Annotated in this window: 14 protein-coding genes; 7 read left to right on the top strand and 7 right to left on the bottom strand. The window is 47.0% G+C overall.

Going from position 1 to position 20,461, the window contains the following annotated elements; translation table 11 throughout:
* The first annotated feature begins 233 nt into the window (after positions 1 to 233).
* Positions 234 to 1,073, top strand: coding sequence for a HAMP domain-containing sensor histidine kinase (locus Q1Y74_RS02705; protein WP_300812181.1), 840 nt, complete (start codon positions 234 to 236; stop codon positions 1,071 to 1,073).
* 134 nt (positions 1,074 to 1,207) lie between these two features.
* Here the strand turns inward: Q1Y74_RS02705 and Q1Y74_RS02700 are convergent, their stop codons facing one another.
* Positions 1,208 to 5,053 carry a response regulator gene (locus Q1Y74_RS02700; RefSeq protein ID WP_300812180.1) on the bottom strand — a complete coding sequence of 1,282 codons (3,846 nt, stop codon included), beginning with the start codon at positions 5,051 to 5,053 and terminating at the stop codon, positions 1,208 to 1,210.
* 943 nt (positions 5,054 to 5,996) lie between these two features.
* Positions 5,997 to 6,884: an ACP S-malonyltransferase gene (fabD, locus tag Q1Y74_RS02695; protein ID WP_300812179.1), complete on the bottom strand. Its 888-nt coding sequence runs from the start codon at positions 6,882 to 6,884 to the stop codon at positions 5,997 to 5,999.
* 430 nt (positions 6,885 to 7,314) lie between these two features.
* Here fabD and Q1Y74_RS02690 point away from each other — a divergent pair, with 430 nt between their 5' ends.
* The 4 genes from Q1Y74_RS02690 to xylE all read left to right on the top strand — a co-directional run bounded on the left by Q1Y74_RS02690 (position 7,315) and on the right by xylE (position 12,630).
* Positions 7,315 to 8,046 (top strand): NUDIX domain-containing protein, encoded by a 732-nt coding sequence (locus Q1Y74_RS02690; RefSeq protein ID WP_300812178.1) that lies wholly within the window; start codon positions 7,315 to 7,317, stop codon positions 8,044 to 8,046.
* A gap of 50 nt (positions 8,047 to 8,096) precedes the next feature.
* Positions 8,097 to 9,587, top strand: a complete 1,491-nt coding sequence (locus Q1Y74_RS02685) for an FGGY-family carbohydrate kinase (protein WP_300812177.1) — start codon at positions 8,097 to 8,099, stop codon at positions 9,585 to 9,587.
* Between the two features lie 115 nt (positions 9,588 to 9,702).
* Positions 9,703 to 11,019, top strand: coding sequence for a xylose isomerase (xylA, locus tag Q1Y74_RS02680; RefSeq protein WP_300812176.1), 1,317 nt, complete (start codon positions 9,703 to 9,705; stop codon positions 11,017 to 11,019).
* A 132-nt stretch (positions 11,020 to 11,151) separates the two neighbouring features.
* A complete protein-coding gene (xylE, locus tag Q1Y74_RS02675) occupies positions 11,152 to 12,630 on the top strand; it encodes a D-xylose transporter XylE (RefSeq protein WP_300812175.1) in 1,479 nt (492 codons plus the stop codon).
* Between the two features lie 157 nt (positions 12,631 to 12,787).
* Here the strand turns inward: xylE and Q1Y74_RS02670 are convergent, their stop codons facing one another.
* On the bottom strand, positions 12,788 to 13,027 hold the full coding sequence (locus tag Q1Y74_RS02670; RefSeq protein WP_300812174.1) for a hypothetical protein: 240 nt from the start codon (positions 13,025 to 13,027) through the stop codon (positions 12,788 to 12,790).
* Positions 13,028 to 13,079: 52 nt separating this feature from the next.
* Here Q1Y74_RS02670 and Q1Y74_RS02665 point away from each other — a divergent pair, with 52 nt between their 5' ends.
* A complete protein-coding gene (locus Q1Y74_RS02665) occupies positions 13,080 to 14,630 on the top strand; it encodes a carbon-nitrogen hydrolase family protein (RefSeq protein ID WP_300812173.1) in 1,551 nt (516 codons plus the stop codon).
* A gap of 215 nt (positions 14,631 to 14,845) precedes the next feature.
* Here the strand turns inward: Q1Y74_RS02665 and Q1Y74_RS02660 are convergent, their stop codons facing one another.
* From Q1Y74_RS02660 to ispE, 3 genes are all read right to left on the bottom strand, one after another.
* Positions 14,846 to 15,382, bottom strand: coding sequence for an N-acetyltransferase (locus Q1Y74_RS02660; protein ID WP_300812172.1), 537 nt, complete (start codon positions 15,380 to 15,382; stop codon positions 14,846 to 14,848).
* 133 nt (positions 15,383 to 15,515) lie between these two features.
* On the bottom strand, positions 15,516 to 16,100 hold the full coding sequence (locus Q1Y74_RS02655) for a superoxide dismutase (protein ID WP_300812171.1): 585 nt from the start codon (positions 16,098 to 16,100) through the stop codon (positions 15,516 to 15,518).
* Between the two features lie 116 nt (positions 16,101 to 16,216).
* Positions 16,217 to 17,044 carry a 4-(cytidine 5'-diphospho)-2-C-methyl-D-erythritol kinase gene (gene ispE, locus Q1Y74_RS02650; protein WP_300812170.1) on the bottom strand — a complete coding sequence of 276 codons (828 nt, stop codon included), beginning with the start codon at positions 17,042 to 17,044 and terminating at the stop codon, positions 16,217 to 16,219.
* A gap of 525 nt (positions 17,045 to 17,569) precedes the next feature.
* Here ispE and dnaB point away from each other — a divergent pair.
* A complete protein-coding gene (gene dnaB / locus Q1Y74_RS02645; protein WP_300812169.1) occupies positions 17,570 to 19,138 on the top strand; it encodes a replicative DNA helicase in 1,569 nt (522 codons plus the stop codon).
* Between the two features lie 511 nt (positions 19,139 to 19,649).
* Here dnaB and Q1Y74_RS02640 read toward each other — a convergent pair.
* Positions 19,650 to 20,432: an N-acetylmuramoyl-L-alanine amidase-like domain-containing protein gene (locus Q1Y74_RS02640; protein ID WP_300812168.1), complete on the bottom strand. Its 783-nt coding sequence runs from the start codon at positions 20,430 to 20,432 to the stop codon at positions 19,650 to 19,652.
* Between the last annotated feature and the right edge of the window lie 29 nt (positions 20,433 to 20,461).

Here is a 20,461-nt window from a genome sequence, read left to right as displayed (position 1 = left end):
ACAATGAAACTAAAAGTTTCAGATTTGTTTCATCCGTTGAAACCATCGGTTTCATTGCTTGAAACTACTGGTTTCATTGCTTGAAACTACCGGTTTCATCGCTTGAAACCATTTTGAAAATCATAGGAAGAAAAAAGGAGAGGGAAGATGGGCTGCGGCATTGTCTGTTTATGCTGCTGCCGGCCTCCATGTACCGATTTAATTCCGCCAACGAATATCACCAATCTCCTGATATGCAAACCGATTTTTCCGAATATCCCAAGGCCGACATGCTGCCTGAAACAATGGCAGCGGACTCTGCCGGTCCTGAAACACTTGCCGCCCACGCCTTGGAACAAAACAAGGAATTGCGGCAGACGATGGCGGCCAAAGACCAACTGTATGCCGTCATTGCCCACGACCTGCGCTCGCCAATCGGGAGTATCCAGATGATGCTGGACGTACTGATTCAAAATCTGTCGGCCGAAAAGATTGGGAGCGAGATGTACGAACTGTTGCTCATGTCCGGGCGGACGGCGGAAGAAACGTTTGCCTTGCTGGACAATCTGTTGAAATGGACTGGAAGCCAGACGGGCAGACTTCATGCCGTCAGGCAGGAGGTGAACTTGACAGATTTGGTAGACAACTTGACGGAGACTCTCAAACCGATAGCCGGCAGGAAACGCATTGTCCTCTGTACAGAGCATCCCGATGTAGAGGAGCTGACGGTGTACGCTGACGCTGATATGCTGAAGACTGTCATCCGCAACCTTGTCGGCAATGCCGTCAAGTTCAGCCAGGAAGATTCCGTGATACGGATCAAGGCAAAAGTGAAAGAAAATATGGCTGTCGTCAGCGTACAGGACTCCGGTTGTGGCATTAGCGAGGAAAACCAAAAGAAATTGCTGCAAACGGGTGTCCGTTTCACCACTTCCGGCACCCACAAGGAAGAAGGAACAGGGCTGGGATTGCTGTTGTGTCAGAATTTTGTGGCACAAAACGGGGGCAAATTCTGGTTTGCCTCCAAGTCGGGAGAGGGCTCTACTTTCAGCTTTTCTGTTCCTCTGCATAAGGAGGTTCAGGAAGGGCTTTGAATAAAGGACAGGCACATAGGTCACACGGATTGAACAGATAACTACAGATCGGAATGACAAGCAATCTGTTTAATCAGTGCAATTTTGCGTGCCTGTCCGCTTTTTGAACCACATTCCAGGCGTGTCCTTTACACTCAACCGCCGTAAGGTTCATCTTCCTGCATACTTGCATATTGACTGGGCGACATTTTATAATATTTCTTGAATACTTCGCGGAAATATTTCGTGTCGCAGAAGCCCGTACTGTCCGCCACCTCAGCTATGCTGTACCGGTTCTCGCGGAGCATACGGGCTGCATGTTTCAGGCGTACCAGCCGGATGTATTCTGATGGGCTTTGTCCGGTCAGTGCCTTTATCTTGTTGTAGAAGCTGGTGCGGCTCATGTTCAGCGCAGTGCCCAGTGCCTCCACATTGTAGTCCATATTCTGCAGGTTTTTCTTGATTTCTCCATTTACGGCGTTCAGGAATCCCCAGTCGAGTGTGGAGTATGAACCTGTAGTGCCGGTTCCGTCTTCTGCCGGTTCCGCTGCTTTCACTCCACCATATTTCCTCTTCAACATTTCTCTTGCAGCCAGTGTGTTGGAAATAATGGCCTTCAGGATGTGTGGATTGAAAGGCTTGGTGATGTATTCGTCGGCTCCAACCTGGAGACCTTGGAGGATGTTCTTTTCGTCACACAATGCCGTCAGCAGGATTATCGGAATGTGGGAGGTTTCGATATCTTGCCTGATGGCATTGCAAAGTTCGTAACCGTTCATTTCGGGCATCATCACATCGGACAAAATCAGTTCGGGCCGGAAAACTTTCACGTGGGCCAGAGCCTCTTTCCCGTGGGTGCAGCTCAACAGGAGATAGTGTTCGGAGAGGGTCTGTTCCAGGTATCGGCGCAGTTCGTCATTATCCTCCACCAACATCAGCCGGTAACGTTTCTTGGATTGCCCTTTCTCGCGGCCGGCAAGTTGTGTCAGGGTCGAAAGCGCCTTGTCTGCCTGGTCGGAGCCGTTCTCTCCACCTTTGTTTGGAACATATTGCGTCCCGAGAGGATACTCCGTTTTCGGAAATTCTACCTTGATGCGGGTGCCTGTCCCTTCCTGACTTTCCCAACTGATTCTTCCCCGGTGTATCCTCACCAGTTTCTTTACCAGAATCAAACCGACTCCGCTGCCCACCAGTTTGGCATTGGCCGCATTGGTTGCACGAAAGAAATAACGGAACATCTTAGACTGTTCGTAAGCCGGTATTCCGATTCCTGTGTCGCAGATTTCCACACTCCATTTTCTGCCGGCCGACAGTACGGCGACCGTCACCACTCCTCCGGATTCGGTATATTTGAGAGCGTTGGAAAGGAGGTTCTTCAGGATGGTTTCCATTTTGTCTTTGTCAAGCCAGACAGTAATGCCTCGTGCCGGCGGAATGTAATCCAGTTTGACCTTCCGGACTGCAGCATAAGCCCGGAACGAATGGACTACTTCGCTCAGGAACTGGGCCAAATCACATTCGGACACAGCCAGAAATGGAGTGTATAAATGAATCCTTTCAAGATTCATCAGGTTACTCGTGAGGCGAAACAGAGAATCGGTGTTGCGCAAGGCTGTCTGAAGACCTGAACGAGCTTTTGGGCTAAGGGTCTCGTCGGCTTTCAAGTCTTCCAGCGGTGCCTTTATCAGGGTTATCGGGGTATGCAGTTCGTGTGCCGTCTCCATGAAGAAACTGATTTTTTCTTCGGAAAACAGCCTCTGTTTTCGTAAGAACCAGATGCGCATTGTGCCATAGCCGAACAAACCAGACAGCATCAGGTAACCCGCTATGGCCCAACCACTGAGCCAAAGGGGAGGGAGTACCGCAATGCGCAGGACTCGTTCTTCCAGAATCTGCTCTTGGTTTTCGCCGGAAATGCTGCGCACGCGCAACACATAGTTGCCGGTTCGCAGATTGGTAAAGTTCAACACGTCTTCGTGTGTGGGCTTGCTCCACGAGTCATACAGTCCTTCCAGTTTCCATGAATACAGAGTGTTGTAGGGAGAGTCGTAATTGATAGGAGAGACTCGAAACGAAAATGTATTTTGCGAGTGGAGCAGGCGCAGTTCCTTCAGACTGTCCAAGTCAGTGGTCAGCGGTGAGTTTCGGTCAGCCTGTGCCACTTCCTGATAAGAAATTCTGAAGTCTCTGAACACCATAGGGGCAGTATCTTGTTCCGAAGTGCGCAGTTTTCTGTTAAATTCCAAGGCTCCGTTGGTCGTGCCGAAAACCAGGTTCCCTTCCTGATTCACAATTCCAGCCTGCGGATTGAAAAAGCCGAAATCCAGTTCCTGCTCCTTAGACCAGTTGTAAAACAATCTCCTGGAAGGGATAAACGAACTGATGCCTTCTTCGGTACTCATCACAACATTGCCTGTATGACTGAACAAGATGGTGTAGATGTTGTCCGAAGCAAGCTGGCTGTTACGGGTGTCATAGTGGTGAAAGTCTGGGTGACGGGGATCGTAGACAAACAATCCGTATCCGTTGGTTCCGACAAAGAGTCTGCCTTCGGCATCTTTGTTCAAAGAATTGATGTAGCAGGAGCCTATGGGTAGTTTCACCCTTTCCACTCTTCCCGTTTGTCTGTCGATTTGAAAAAGTCCCGTAGCAGTTCCCACCCACAAGCTTTTGAGGTCTTTTTCCTGAAGACAAGTAATGGAGTGAAGCCCTTTGTAAAGCCGTGCAACGTGCATACGCATATCATAGCAAACCAGATTGTGGTGTCCGCCAATCCAGATTCTCCCATACGAATCCTTGATGATATGTCGGATGTATCTGTCTGGAACAATGGCCTTCCCCGACGCATCGTGCATGACAACACGTTCTCCGGATAACAGACCTTTATCCATTATCCAGACGTCAGGCCCGTATCCGGCTGCCCACACCACTCCGGGAGCAACTTCACACAAGGTATATAAGGGCTCCCGCCTGTCAGCAGGATAGGGGAAGGGCTGATGAAAGGTGTACCATCGTTTCGTATTCGGACGCATCAGACCGACTCCTGCGTCCGTAGCAAACCAAAAGTCTCCTTCACTGTCTTCCAGTATGGCGTACACAGAATTCTTGTCTGAAACCAACGGACTTCCTTCATTCTGTTCAATCCAGCGATAATACCTATAACGCATATCGTACTGTGTAATGCCGTTGGGATAATCGGCAATCCATACATTCTTGTTTTCGTCTACAAGGATGTCGGTGACGGTGCTTCCGTTCAGACCGACATCTTCTTTTCCTCCGGCGGGAATAAAAGGTGCCAGTTTGTAAGCGTCTGCCTCCATCCGATAGATACCTAATCCTTCCACTCCAATCAGCAGATATTTTTCATCGAAAGGAAAAAGGCTGGTGATGTTTTCCCGGCACAGTGCAGATACGTTGGTCAGTGTCCGTGTTGCCAAATCGTACACATGCAAACCGTCTCTGAAAGTTCCCACAAACAGCTTGCGCAACACCTTATTATAATAGATGGAATTGACTTCCGGATGCAAGACGGAAAATGGCTGGTCGGCAAGCAGCGACAAACGGCTATCTACCTGCAAAGCGTGATAAAGTCCGTTTTCCGTTCCGAGAAAGTAATGGTAAGGAAATGTCTGTACAACGTTGGTTATCTCTTCATGAACCGGATTGACGGTACAATCAAGCTTCCCCGTATTTATGTGATAGAAATAGATGCTGTCCTTTCGGCACAACCAAAGAATATTGCGGGAGTCGACATAACTACACGTCACGGCAACATCCGACAGGGGCGACAATTTGAATACTTGCAGAAAGCGGTCCTGATAACTGTCGTAACGGAAGACATTTCCCTTGCCGCCTGCTTCCCATAATGTGCCGTTCCGGTCCAGGTGGATCCGGTCGGATTCGGCAGACAGGCTCAACATCTTTTCTCCGTCTGACAGCCGGTAAGTTTTCACCGTTTCTCCGTCGTAGCAGTCAATTCCCTGATGGGTCAAGAACCACATATAACCTTTACGGTCTTTCCGGATACCTATTACATAGCGACTGCTCAGCCCATCCTTTATTCCTATATATTTATACTTCTGGGCATAGACTGTCGTAGTGTTGAAATCAATAAGATAAAAAAGTATAAGTCCCCAACTCCAGAATCTTGAGAGGGAATCATAGCGCCGCAGGCTTGTCCGTACAATCATGTTATGCACAACCATTCCTATCTGTGTTTATGCTTGAAACCTTGCTGATAGAAGTCAAGTCCAAGCGAATGAAAAAAAAACGGTATCGAAGTTATTCTGAATCTCCAATACATATCTGACCCGGGTCCGGCATTGGAGGAAAATCAATCTTCCATCCTGGTTTGAACAATGACGGACTCTGTTTATTTTATCCTTAACAGATAAGAAGGCAAAAAGATTTATGGAAACCATAAATTATTCCAGTTTCGGTTTTTACCGAATTGAAAATCGACGAAGTCAATTGAAAATCGGCGAAGCCAAACTTGCAGGAGTTAAAGGAGTTAAAAGGAGTTATCGCCCACCAGGGTGGGCTTGGGAGTTAAAGGCCAATAGATAAGATAATGAAGAACGAAGAATGAAGAATGAAGAATTTCTACGGCTCATTAATCATTTACCATTAATCACTTAAGTTTCGGATTTAATATTTCTCTGGTAGTTAAGAAGTTAAGGAGTTAAGCCAATACCTTTTTAAGAAAGGATGCCGACCATGCACTTAAGCTATTGGCCTTTAACTCCCAAGCCCACCCTGGTGGGCGATAACTCCTTTTAACTCCTTTAACTCCTGCAAGTTTCGCACTAGCGAAACTTGAGTAAATTATACGGTCAATGCAAATAAAAGTCATACATGGACACAAAAAAACACGAACCCGGCGTTTGGCGGTTTGTTCCGCCTGAACTGCGTGGTTCGTGTTTGTCTATATCTACTCGAAAAAGCTTATGCTATGCCGTGAGCCGATGCTGAAGAATCAATTTTCTTAATCAGTCCCTGCAATACAGCACCCGGTCCACATTCAGTAAAGTCCGTGGCACCGTCGGCAACCATGTTCTTCACAGTCTGTGTCCATCGTACAGATGCAGTCAACTGTGCAACCAGATTCTTCTTGATTTCAACGGGGTCAGTATGAGGAAGAGCATCTACATTCTGATATACAGGACATTTCGGAGTATGAATTTCAGTTGCGTTGATGGCAGCTTCCAGTTCCACCTTGGCAGGATTCATCAGCGGAGAATGGAATGCACCGCCTACCTTCAGCGGAAGGGCACGCTTGGCACCGGCTGCCTTCATCAGTTCACAAGCCTTGTTGATGCCTTCGATAGAGCCGGAGATGACAATCTGTCCCGGACAATTATAGTTGGCAGCCACACAAACTTCGCCGTCTGCACTGACTTGTGCGCAGATTTCCTCCACTTTCTCATCGGGTAAGGCAATAATGGCAGCCATGGTAGAGGGCTGTGCCTCGCAGGCCTTCTGCATGGCCATGGCACGTGCATAAACCAGCTTCAGACCATCTTCAAAACTCAAAGCACCGGCAGCGACCAAAGCGGAGAATTCGCCCAATGAGTGTCCGGCTGTCATTTCCGGCTTAAAGTCTTCGCCCATGCAGAGAGCAGAAATGACCGAATGGAGAAATACGGCAGGCTGTGTAACCTTTGTCTGTCTCAGGTCTTCGTCTGTCCCATTGAACATGATGTCCGTAATGCGGTATCCAAGAATATCGTTGGCTTTCTCAAACAGTTCTTTTGCCAAAGGTGAGTTCTCGTACAGGTCTTTACCCATACCTACAAACTGGGCTCCCTGACCCGGAAATACAAATGCTTTCATATCATTCAATTTTAGTTGTTTAATAAAAGTGGGGGCAAAGTTAGGCCTTTTTCTGTTAACCGCCGCACAAAAGCCCGTTTTTTGTGCAATTTTCCTGCCAACTTTTTTCTTCTTCATAGATATTTCATACATGTTTAAATAGGATTCCATATACAATAAGTTTCCACGAGAACGCAAACCGGACAGGTCTCTAAATCATTATAAATAAGCATTTTTCGCTATTGCACTTCCTTTCCCATAAAACCACATTCCAAACCCCTATAAAACATACTGTAATTTATACAATAATACAATTAGATATTATTGTATTTGATACAATATTTATCTGCCTGACAAATAATGTTTTATAACATGGTAATTTTCATGTTTTCTTTCATTGTTTATTAAAAAAACATCTCTATATTTGCAGCGCTTAAACAAAATAAATGTCATGCAAAACAAGGAATATCCAATGCCGCTGGCCAATAACCACATATCTGTTGACTGTGTAGTAATAGGTTTCGATGGCGAGCAATTGAAGGTATTATTGATAAAACGTATGGGGGAGGAACAAGGAGAGGTCTTTCATGATATGAAACTTCCCGGAAGTCTGATTTATATGGATGAGGATTTGGACGAAGCTGCCAAGAGAGTGCTGAATGAGTTGACCGGATTGAAAAATGTCAATCTGGTACAGTTCAAGACTTTCGGCTCGAAAGACCGTACCAAGAATCCCAAAGACGTTCATTGGCTGGAACGTGCCATGCAATCCAAAGTGGAACGTATCGTGACGGTAGCCTACCTTTCATTGGTAAAAATAGATAGGACTCTGAACCGTGGTCTGGACAACTATCAGGCTTGCTGGATAGCCCTGCAAGACATTAAGGATTTAGCCTTTGACCATAATCAGATTATCAAGGAAGCCATGGTCTATATCCGCCAATATGCAGATGCCAATCCTTCTTCTCTGTTCGACCTGCTTCCCCGCAAATTTACTGCCTCTCAACTGAGGACACTGTACGAACTGGTTTATGGCAAACAGATTGACGTACGAAACTTCCACAAAAAATTAGTACTGATGGAATATATCGTTCCGCTTGAGGAACGGGAGCAGGGCGTTGCCCACCGGGCTGCCCGTTATTATCGCTTTGACAAGAAGATATATAATAAGGTAAGAAGATAATTCTGTATAACGGAATAAAACTTAATTGTTAATTTCTAAATTGAAATATTATGTATTTATTAGGTTATGACATTGGCAGCTCGTCCGTTAAAGCGAGTCTGGTAAACGCCGAGAACGGCAAATGCGTCTCATCAGCTTTCTTCCCGAAAACAGAAGCAGCCATTATTGCTGTAAAACAAGGATGGGCAGAACAAGACCCCGCCAATTGGTGGGAAAACCTGAAACTGGCCACACAGGCTATTATAGCTGAATCAGGTGTCAAAGGTGATGAAATCAAGGCTATCGGTATTTCATATCAGATGCACGGACTGGTATGTGTGGACAAGAACCATCAGGTGTTGCGTCCGGCCATCATTTGGTGCGACTCCCGTGCGGTTCCTTACGGTCAGAAGGCTTTTGAGACATTGGGCGAAGAGCTCTGCCTTTCCCACTTGCTGAACTCCCCGGGCAATTTTACAGCATCCAAGCTGGCCTGGATTAAGGAAAACGAACCGGCTGTCTATGAAAAAATATATAAAATCATGCTTCCGGGCGATTATATCGCCATGAGACTGAGCGGTGAAATCTGTACAACGGTTTCCGGTCTCTCCGAAGGCATGTTCTGGGATTTCAAGAACAATCGAGTAGCCGATTTCCTGATGGACTACTATGGCTTCGATTCTTCGCTGATTGCCGACATCAAGCCGACGTTTGCCGAACAGGGCCGTGTCAACCGTGAAGCAGCCCAGGAACTGGGATTACAAGAAGGTACCCCCATCACTTACCGCGCCGGCGACCAGCCCAACAATGCCTTGTCACTGAACGTATTCAATCCGGGTGAAATAGCTTCTACGGCAGGGACCTCCGGAGTCGTGTATGGTGTAAACGGTGCAGTCAACTACGACCCCAAATCGAGAGTGAACACATTCGCACACGTCAACCATACAGCCGAACAGACCCGCCTTGGTGTATTGCTTTGCATCAATGGCACCGGCATTCTGAATTCTTGGGTAAGACGTACCATTGCTCCCGAAGGCATTTCATATAGTGCCATGAACGATTTGGCTGCACAAGCTCCTATCGGCAGCGCAGGCATCAGCATCCTGCCTTTCGGTAACGGTGCCGAAAGAATGTTGGAGAACAAGGAAATCAATTGCTCCATCCGCGGCCTGAACTTTAACCTGCATGGTAAGCAACACATTGTTCGTGCTGCACAGGAAGGCATTGTATTCTCCTTCAAATATGGCATCGACATTATGGAGGCTATGGGCATCCCTGTACAGAAGATTCACGCCGGACATGCCAACATGTTCCTCAGCCCGATTTTCCGCAACACTTTGGCCGGTGTAACAGGTGCCACCATCGAATTGTATGATACAGATGGTTCGGTAGGTGCAGCCAAGGGTGCAGGTATGGGTGCAGGCATTTACAAGGACAACAACGAAGCATTCTCTACACTGGAGAAACTTGAAGTCATCGAGCCCGATGTAGCCAGAAAACAGGAATACGCCGATGCGTATGCAAGGTGGAAACATCGTCTGGAGAAATCTATGGCCGACTGAGCGAGACATAAATCTATATCAACAAGGAAATAATTTAACAAAAATTCAGTACAAACCGCTGGATTTCCCCGCCCAAGGACGGGCGGGGAGAGAAAGCATAAAAAAATTAATCATTATGGCAACAAAAGAGTATTTTCCTGGAATAGGAAAGATTAAATTTGAAGGAACAGAGAGCAAGAACCCCATGGCATTCCGTTACTATGATGCAGAAAAAGTAATCATGGGCAAGAAGATGAAGGATTGGTTGAAGTTCGCAATGGCATGGTGGCACACACTCTGCGCAGAAGGTGGAGACCAATTCGGTGGCGGCACCAAGAAATTCCCCTGGAACGGTGACCCCGACAAGGTTCAGGCTGCCAAGAACAAGATGGACGCCGGCTTTGAATTTATGCAGAAGATGGGTATCGAATACTATTGCTTCCACGATGTAGACCTCTGCACAGAAGCCGATACGATTGAGGAATATGAAGCCAACCTGAAGGAAATCGTTGCATACGCCAAGCAGAAACAGGCTGAAACAGGCATCAAGCTGTTGTGGGGTACTGCCAATGTATTCGGTCACGCACGCTATATGAACGGTGCTGCTACGAACCCTGATTTCGATGTTGTAGCACGTGCAGCTGTTCAGATTAAGAACGCCATCGACGCTACTATTGAGCTGGGTGGTACCAACTATGTATTCTGGGGTGGCCGCGAAGGCTATATGTCTTTACTGAACACAGACCAGAAGCGTGAAAAAGAACACTTGGCACAGATGCTGACTATTGCTCGTGACTATGCACGCAGCAAAGGATTCACCGGTACATTCCTGATTGAGCCGAAACCGATGGAACCGACAAAGCATCAGTATGATGTTGATACTGAAACCGTTGTTGGCTTCTTGAAGGCTCACAATCTGGATAAGGACTTCAAAGTAAACATCGAAGTAAACCACGCTACACTGGCCGGCCACACCTTTGAACACGAACTGGCTGTTGCTGTTGACAACGGTATGCTGGGCTCTATCGATGCCAATCGTGGTGACTATCAGAACGGTTGGGATACTGACCAGTTCCCCATCGACAACTACGAACTGACTCAAGCCATGATGCAGATTATCCGCAACGGTGGTCTGGGCAACGGTGGTACAAACTTTGACGCCAAGACTCGTCGTAACTCCACTGACCTGGAAGACATTTTCATCGCTCATATTGCAGGTATGGATGCTATGGCACGCGCTCTTGAAAGTGCAGCCAAGTTGCTGGAAGAATCTCCGTACAAGAAAATGTTGGCTGAGCGTTACGCTTCGTTCGACAGCGGCAAGGGTAAGGAGTTTGAAGAAGGCAAACTGACTCTGGAAGACGTTGTAGCTTATGCTAAACAAGCTGGCGAACCGAAGCAGACCAGCGGCAAGCAGGAACTGTATGAAGCAATTCTGAACATGTATTGCTAAACCGTAGGGTACGCGTCAGCGGAACTTACTGTTTCTTGAAAAGGAGTTATTGTCTGCCAGCCTTCTTCAAAGAGCTTGGCAGACGGTAACTCCTTCCAATGCTTTTTAATAACTCCCTAATCTAAACATATCATGAACTATACTGAAAAAGGTAGTAAGGTATACCTCTTTTCCATAGTGCTGGTGGCTGTTATAGGCGGCTTACTGTTCGGATACGATACGGCAGTCATTTCCGGCGCAGAAAAAGGACTCCAGGCATTCTTCATGGGAGCGTCCGATTTCACTTATACAGATACAATTCACGGCATTACCTCTTCCAGCGCATTGATTGGCTGCATTATTGGTAGTGCTCTTTCAGGCTTCTTTGCATCCAATTTAGGCCGCAAGAAGTCTCTTTTTATTGCGGGTGTATTTTTCTTCCTTTCCGCACTGGGATCTTATCTTCCCGAATTCCTTTTCTTTGACTACGGCGTACCTTCCTATTCTCTGTTGATAGCATTCAACCTTTATCGCGTACTGGGCGGTGTGGGTGTAGGTCTGGCATCGGCCATCTGCCCCATGTATATAGCCGAAATCGCTCCCAGCAACATTCGCGGTACGCTGGTTTCGTGGAACCAGTTTGCCATTATCTTCGGACAGTTGGTTGTCTATTTCGTAAACTTCCTGATTCTGGGCGACAATGTCAATCCCGTCATCAAGGCCGTGGAAGGTGTCAACCAGATTCTAAACCCTGAAGCTGCCGCCTGGACGACAGAAACCGGATGGCGTTTGATGTTTGTCAGCGAAGCTGTGCCCGCCGGACTGTTTTCATTATTGGTTCTGTTGGTACCGGAAACTCCGCGCTACCTGGCCATGAGCGGCAAGGACGAAAAGGCGCTCTTCGTATTGAGCCGTATCAACGGCATAACAAACGCCAAAAAGATTCTGGCCGAAATTAAGGCTACAGCCGAAGAAAAGACCGAAAAACTCTTCACTTACGGTTGGATGGTTATCTTCATCGGTATCATGCTGAGTGTATTCCAACAGGCCGTTGGCATCAACGCAGTATTGTACTTCGCACCGCGCATCTTCGAAACAATGGGCATGGGCAATCCGATGGTACAGACCGTCATCATGGGTGTCATCAACATTCTGTTCACGTTACTGGCCGTATTTACGGTAGAGAAGTGGGGACGCAAGCCTCTGCTTATCTCCGGTTCCATCGGCATGGCGATAGGTGCGTTCGGCGTGGCCCTGTGCAATGTGGTTACGGGCCTCCCTGCCATTGTTTCCGTGGTCAGCATCATGGTCTACAGCGCTTCGTTCATGTTCAGCTGGGGGCCTATCTGCTGGGTACTGATTGCTGAAATCTTCCCGAACACCATCCGTGGAGCTGCCGTGGCCATTGCCGTGGCCTTCCAATGGATATTCAATTTCATCGTTTCTTCCACGTTCGTGCCGATGTACAACATGAGTGTGGGCGACATGGGAGAGAAGTTCGGTCACATGTTCGCTTATGCGCTTTATGGCATCATCTGCGTAATAGCTGCCCTGTTTGTCTGGAGACTGGTTCCCGAGACCAAGGGAAAAACGCTGGAAGACATGAGCAAACTCTGGAAGAAGAGAAAATAAATCCGGATTCTTGGCAGTGGCGCATGCCATTGATGGTAGCGCTACTTGAATACGGATAAAGTAAATATACTTAAGTTTCGGATTTAATATTTCTCTGGTAGTTAAGTAGTTAAGAAGCTAAGGAGTTAAGCCGATACATTGTGAGCTGTTTGTTTTTCTATTGGCTTTTAACTCCTAAGCCCGTTAAAGACGGGCGATAACTCCTTTTAAGTCCTTTAACTCCTGCAAGTTTGGCTTCGCCGATTTTCAATTCGGTAAAACCGAAACTTGAGTAAATAGAAAGATTGCGGTTGGCAATCGGGGCGGTAAATGTTCCGGCTCGTTGCCAGCCGTTTTTTTTATGACACAACCATTCCCCGACAGATTTTCCCGAAAAACTTTCCTCCTCGAAGTACATCCTGCTTTTATAACTCGTACCTTTGCACTGTTTTTTAAAGATCAGACGTTTTATGGATTCACTGAAAATTAACAAAGTGCAGATACGTAATCTGATGATTGAGGATTACGACCAACTGGCACAGTCGTTTACACGCGTCTATTCTGACGGCAGCGACGTGTTCTGGACACACAAACAGATAGAGAAACTGATTCGTATTTTCCCCGAAGGACAAATCGTCACAGTAGTGGATGAAAAGATTGTGGGTTGCGCCCTTTCCATAATTGTAAATTATGACGATGTGAAGAACGACCATACCTATGCGCAGGTGACGGGCAAAGAAACCTTCAACACCCATAATCCCAAAGGAAACATCCTGTATGGCATCGAAGTCTTCATTCATCCCCAATACCGGGGGTTACGACTGGCACGCCGTATGTATGAGTATCGCAAGGAACTGTGCGAGAAACTGAACCTCAAGGCCATCATGTTCGGAGGCCGCATCCCCAACTACCATAAGTATGCCGACCAGATGCGTCCCAAAGAGTACATTGACAAAGTGCGCCGCAAGGAGATTTTCGACCCCGTACTGACTTTCCAGCTTTCCAACGACTTCCATGTACGCAAGGTGATGCGCAACTACCTGCCCAACGACGAGGAATCCAAACATTACGCCTGCCTGCTGCAATGGGACAACATTTACTACCAGCCGCCTACACAAGACTACGTAACCCCCAAGACGACGGTACGTGTGGGACTGGTGCAATGGCAGATGCGTTCCTATAAGACATTGGATGACCTGTTTGAGCAGGTTGAATTCTTTGTCGATGCCGTTTCCGACTATAAAAGCGATTTCGTGCTGTTTCCTGAATATTTCAATGCGCCCCTGATGGCCAACTTCAACGACGAGGGAGAGTCGGAAGCCATCCGAGGTCTGGCTGCCTATACGGACGAAATCAAAGAACGTTTCGTCAAACTGGCCATCAGTTACAACATCAATATCATTACAGGCAGCATGCCACTCATCAAGGAAGACGGCAGGCTGTACAACGTAGGATTCCTCTGCCGTCGCGACGGGACTTACGAAATGTACGAGAAGATACACGTCACTCCCGATGAAATCAAAAGCTGGGGTCTGAACGGAGGAAAGTCTCTGCAGACTTTTGAAACCGATTGTGCCAAAATCGGGGTACTGATATGCTACGATGTAGAATTCCCCGAACTGTCCCGCATCATGGCCGACCAAGGAATGCAGATTCTGTTCGTGCCTTTCCTGACCGATACACAAAATGCCTATAGCCGTGTGAAGGTTTGCGCACATGCACGTGCCATTGAAAATGAATGTTTCGTGGCCATTGCGGGCAGTGTAGGAAACTTGCCGCGTGTTCACAATATGGACATTCAATATGCCCAGTCCGGTGTGTTCACTCCTTGCGACTTTGCCTTCCCGACCGATGGAAAACGCGCAGAGGCCACTCCCAATACAGAAATGATTCTCGTTTCCGACGTGGATCTTGATTTGTTGAACGAACTTCATACTTACGGAAGCGTACGCAATCTGAAAGACCGCAGAAACGACCTGTATGAAGTGAGAATGAAGAAAGCACCTCAGGTACAAGCATAAAAAAAGGCTATCTATCCCAGACAGCCAATCTTTTTGTTAACCTTAAATCTAATACTATGAAAAACACATTGCAAATATACGGCTTTTGCAGAAATCTGCAAGCTTTTCGGTCTGCAGGCCTCTGATATATAACACGATTTAATAGACATATAGACTCATTAAAGAAGATATTCTTGAAATGAAGGAGTAGGAGGGAGTTTCATGTAAAACCTGCATCATTCTTCAAAGAAAGCTGGCGGATATTGCACGTTGCCGTGTACTCCGTTCAAGGCGCCAGGCAGCAACTCAATGACCTGACACAATTCGGAAGGGACATCAAATGGAAACATTATGCCATGTTCCATAGCCCTGCAATAGCCGAAACGCGGATAATAATCCTTATGCCCAAGTATAACAGCAGTTCCGTATCCCAAGGAGGCCGCCTTCTTGTGGGCTTCTTTTAGCAAAATTCCTCCGATGCCTTGGTTCTGACAGTCGGGAAGTACTGCCAAAGGGGCTACCGCCAAACTTGTTGTCCGCTTCTTTCCGGACACGATTCCCACTTTTGCGAGTAAAATGTATCCCACAAGCTGTCCATCGTCGGTTTCGGCAACAAGCGATAGCTCAGGTACAAATGAATCCGACCGGTGAAGCCTGTCCACCAAAAAATGTTCCCGGTGGTCGCTCTCCTTCATAGTTGCAAAGGCTGTTTCCACCAAGCTGAAGATTGCCGGTAAGTTACCGCTCTGCTCTTGCCGTATATGAACAATCATAATCAAATCAAAATCAAAATGCCTTGCTGTTATACTACACAGACAAACTACCTATAAGTAATCGCCCGGTTACTTATGGGTAATCCGTTCGTTACTTACAGGTAGTTCGTTCATTACTTGCAGGTGGGTCATATTATCCCAGCCGTGTGCCAACTACATCCCAGTCAATAATCTCCCAAAGTGCATTCAAGTGGTCGGCCCGTCTGTTCTGATAGTCCAGATAGTAGGCATGTTCCCATACGTCGAAGCAGAGCAGGGGAGTGAGTCCATTGCGTACGGGGTTACTGCCGTTAGGCTCTTTGGTGATGTGCAACTTGCCTTCCTTGTCGGCTGAAAGCCAAGCCCAGCCGGAGCCGAACAGGCTTACGCCGGCTGCGTTGAACTCTTTCTTGAAGTTCTCAAAACTTCCGAAGTCACGTACAATGGCTTCGGCCAACTTGTCTGTGGGTTCTTTATGGTCGGGGGCGGGAGAGAACTGCAAGAAGTAGAGGGTATGATTCAGTACTTGTCCGGCATTGTTGAAAATGGCTCCTTCGGGAGCATGGGCTGCGATGAATTCCACGTTCTTGTCCTCAAATTCCGTACCTTTCACCAGATTGTTCAGGTTGTTTACGTACGTCTGAAGATGTTTGCCGTAATGGAATTCGATGGTTTGCTGACTGATTACAGGTTCCAATGCGCTGCTGGCATACGGAAGTTGGGGCATCTGATGTGTCATAATTGTGGATATTAATGGATTGCAGATACATTCTTTACTTTAGAGAAGTGTGTATATGTGTCCGGTTCTTTATATAGAACGTCTGGCGGAACCTAAATGTTCTTGTAAATACGCTTTTATTTCAAGACACCCTTATAAACAAACGCCTTCTCGTCGAAATGAAGTGAAGGTAGCGAAGTCTCCGGATCAAATAGACCGAACACGGACGAGCCTGAACCGCTCATGGCTGCATAAAACGCACCTTTTGCATAAAGTTCTTCTTTGATTTCACCAATTTCCGGATACTGCGGGAATACACTTGCCTCAAAATCGTTTGTCAAGACTTCCCTCCATTGCTCCAAGGGGAGGCTGATGGCTTCTTTCAGTGGAATCTCCGGTCGGTGGGGCTTGATTTGCGAGAAAGCATCGCGGGTGGAAACAAAAATGTCCGGTTTCACCAAGACAATCTGACAGCCTTCAAGAGAGAGGGAAACAGGCGAGAATACATTGCCTATTCCTTCGGCAAACACGGGACGGTTGCGGATGAAGAAAGCACAATCGGCACCCAGACGGGCGGCATATTCTTCCAACGAATCTTCAGTAAGCCCCAGATTGAACTTGCCGTTCAGCAGTTTCAGCATGAAAGCCGCGTCCGACGATCCTCCGCCCAAACCCGCTCCCGAGGGGATGTGCTTGTGCAAATAGATGTCTACGGGCGGCAGTCCAAAGTCCTTGTCCAGCAGGTTATAGGCCTTGACCACCAAATTGTTGTCGGGCGTTCCCGCAATCTCCAGGCCCGACTGGTGCAGGCGGCATTTCTCATCCCCCTCTTCGGCCCGGTGAACCTCCAGTGCGTCTTCCACGGCAACCGGATAGAAAACGGTCTCCAGATTGTGGTATCCGTCAGTCCGTTTTTCAACGATGTTCAACCCCAAATTGATTTTTGCATTCGGAAAAGCAATCATTCGTATGATATTTATCAGATTTTAAACATGGATTATTGGGCATGAAAGTAGCAATAAAAAACGAAACCGCCGCTTATTACCCTAAAAAACTTTCGTGTCCCCATAACGTACCAAACTTTCTTCTTATTGCAGAAGTGCCCAATCTTGTATCCAGTCACAGGAAACAATTTGATTCATGCATATTAGCTTCCATAATGTAGATAGTTACGTCCGTAAAGTGGTACTTGGCTAGCGTCAAGTTGATGTTTAGCACCCTGATTCTCTTGAACCATTATTTGTTTTGCCTTCATGCCTCCACCTGTCTGCCTATCTACTGACTATCAGAAGAATAATGTGAAGCAATATGTTTCACAGTGTAAGGGGGCTGATTTTTAACCAACCGAAATTTGAAAACGCCTTCAGAAAATTGGGTAAAAACAGAGGTTAGTGCTATCTTTGTTCCTCCTTTCTTGTGAGAGACCGTCTCGGATAGGTCCTTCCGGGGAAAGGAGAGAATAAAGAAATCAGAACTAAAACTAAAACAACGTGGCAGAGCAAAGACGAACTACCCGGACTTCCAAAAGCAAAACGACACAGCCCGTAAACGACTACGGACGCATACAGCCTCAGGCTGTCGAGCTGGAGGAAGCCGTATTGGGAGCATTGATGATAGAGAAGGACGCATACTCGCTGGTCAGCGAAATTCTGCGCCCGGAATCGTTTTACGAACATCGACATCAGCTGATTTATTCCGCTATTACAGATTTGGCTGTCAACCAGAAACCGGTCGATATTCTTACAGTAAAGGAACAGCTTTCCAAACGCGGGGAACTGGAAGAAATTGGTGGTCCGTTCTACATTACCCAACTGAGCAGCAAAGTTGCCTCTTCTGCACACATCGAATATCATGCCCGCATCATTGCCCAAAAAGCATTGGCACGGGAACTGATAACTTTCACCAGCAACATCCAGAGCAAGGCTTTTGACGAGACATTGGACGTGGACGACCTGATGCAGGAAGCTGAAGGAAAGCTGTTCGAGATTTCCCAGCAGAACATGAAGAAGGACTACACGCAAATTAATCCTGTCATTGCCGAAGCCTACCAGCTGATACAGAAGGCTGCCGCGCGGACCGACGGTCTGAGCGGACTGGAAAGCGGATTCACCAAGCTGGACAAGATGACTTCGGGCTGGCAAAATTCAGACCTCATCATCATTGCTGCCCGTCCGGCCATGGGTAAGACGGCTTTCGTGCTGTCCATGGCCAAGAACATTGCTGTCAACTACCACAATCCGGTAGCTTTGTTCTCACTCGAAATGAGCAACGTTCAGTTGGTGAACCGTCTGATTTCAAATGTATGCGAGATTCCAAGTGAGAAAATCAAGAGCGGACAGCTGGCCGACTATGAATGGCAACAGTTGGATTCCAAACTGCGCGACCTGCTGGACGCGCCACTGTATGTGGACGATACGCCTTCACTCTCTGTATTCGAACTGCGTACCAAAGCCCGCCGACTGGTGCGTGAACACAATGTCAAACTGATTATCATCGACTACCTTCAGCTGATGAATGCGAGCGGCATGTCTTTCGGCAGTCGCCAAGAAGAAGTCAGTACCATCTCCCGCTCACTGAAAGGACTGGCCAAGGAGCTGAATATTCCCATCATTGCCTTGTCTCAGTTGAACCGTGGCGTAGAGAACCGCGAAGGAGAAGAAGGAAAGCGGCCACAATTGAGCGACCTGCGTGAATCGGGAGCCATCGAACAAGATGCCGATATGGTATGCTTCATCCATCGTCCGGAATATTATAAGATATATACCTCGGCCGACGGGACTGACCTGCGCGGCATGGCGGAAATTATTATTGCCAAACACCGTAACGGTGCAGTAGGCGACGTAAGGCTCCGCTTCATCGGTCAGTTTACCCGTTTCCAGAATCCGGAGGACGACATGATTATCCCTCCACCTTCTGAAGGAGGGGGAGCTACTTTCAGTTCGCGTATGAATACGCCCATTGGCAGTTCGTCTACACCTCCGCCTCCTATGTCATCCGATTTTCCACCACAAGACAATCCATTTGGAAGCATGGGGGGAGACGGACCACTTCCATTCTGATGATGAGAAGCTATTAAAAACTAATGTTTCGGTTTTAATATTTCTCTGGTAGTTAAGTAGTTAAGAAGTTAAGGAGTTAAGCCGATACATTGTGAGCCGTTTGTTTTTCTATTGGCTTTTAACTCCTAAGCCCGCCCTGGCGAGACCTCTCCCCCTTCGGGGGGGAGTTGGAGGGGGCTTCCTTCTAACTCCTGCTAACTTCTTCAAGTTCCGGTAAAACCGAAACTTGAGTACCTTATTGCTTCAGAAACTTTAGTAAAAATCTCAACTTTAGCAAGCTCAAGTTGCAGTTGACAAGGGTTTGTAGCGATCCGTTTCAAGCGGCACTTCATCAAACAGGGAATTCCAGCCTTGTAGACTTGTTGACTGAAGCCTTGTTAACTGCTAAGTTGAGCACTTGCGAAACTTCAATAAAAATAAAACAAGAATGCCCCAAGAAGGTCTATCCCGGTCAGGAAAACCGGTAGTCATCTTCTTTGGGGCATTCTTCTCGGCGAAATCTGGAATCGGATTATTTCTTCATTCGCAACACGCGAATGCCAGTCCAGTTATCATTATCCTTCAGCATCTGAGCCAATGCCACTTTGGAAACAATAACTTTCTTGGCCGTAGAAGAGGCGTGAAGGAGGCAAAGCTTGCCTTGTACATAGAAGGCAATGCCCATGTGAGCAACATCCAACCCCTCGATATTGGTAGTAATGGCAATGATATCACCATTCTTAATCCAAGGCAGTCCGTTATTCGGAAGATTATCCTTCGGAATATAGTGTATTTCCTGACCGGATAAAGCCTTCTCTATCTCTTTCATCTTGGCAACATTTTCCGGTGAATTAGCCAATTGTCTATATGCTTCGGGATGAGATGTCATATAGTTTAAAGACACTTTCATGACGTAGGGGCTATGTTCAGCAGTTACATCTTCCAAAAATCCGCCTTTCACACCATTGTTAACCCAGTCTGTTATATAATGCAGGCGTGAGGCATAACCATCTATCTTGCCGTCTCTGTAACGGATTTTCTGAACAAAATTGGCAAAGTCACCTTCAGCTACCTGTCCGTCTTCAGTAGGGGACAAGGACAAAGCCAACACATATTCAACAAACGTGGTACAGTCCATTTCATCGCAATTGATTACCAGGTCCTCCGTTTCTTCCTGATCCAAAGTATGGGCAACATAAGGTATATCAATAAAGCCGACTGCGTTGCTTACCATCAATTCTCCATTATCTTGTGCAAAGCCTGCCACAGGCAGCATACAAAGTATTCCTAACAGAATATGCGCTATTTTCTTCATTTTTCCTTTTTAGAATTTCATTGTTTTAT

It is taken from the genome of uncultured Bacteroides sp., assembly GCF_949298305.1.
Taxonomy (GTDB): domain Bacteria; phylum Bacteroidota; class Bacteroidia; order Bacteroidales; family Bacteroidaceae; genus Bacteroides.
The sequence above is the reverse complement of the archived record's forward strand: the minus strand, read 5'-3'. Positions and strand labels throughout refer to the sequence as shown.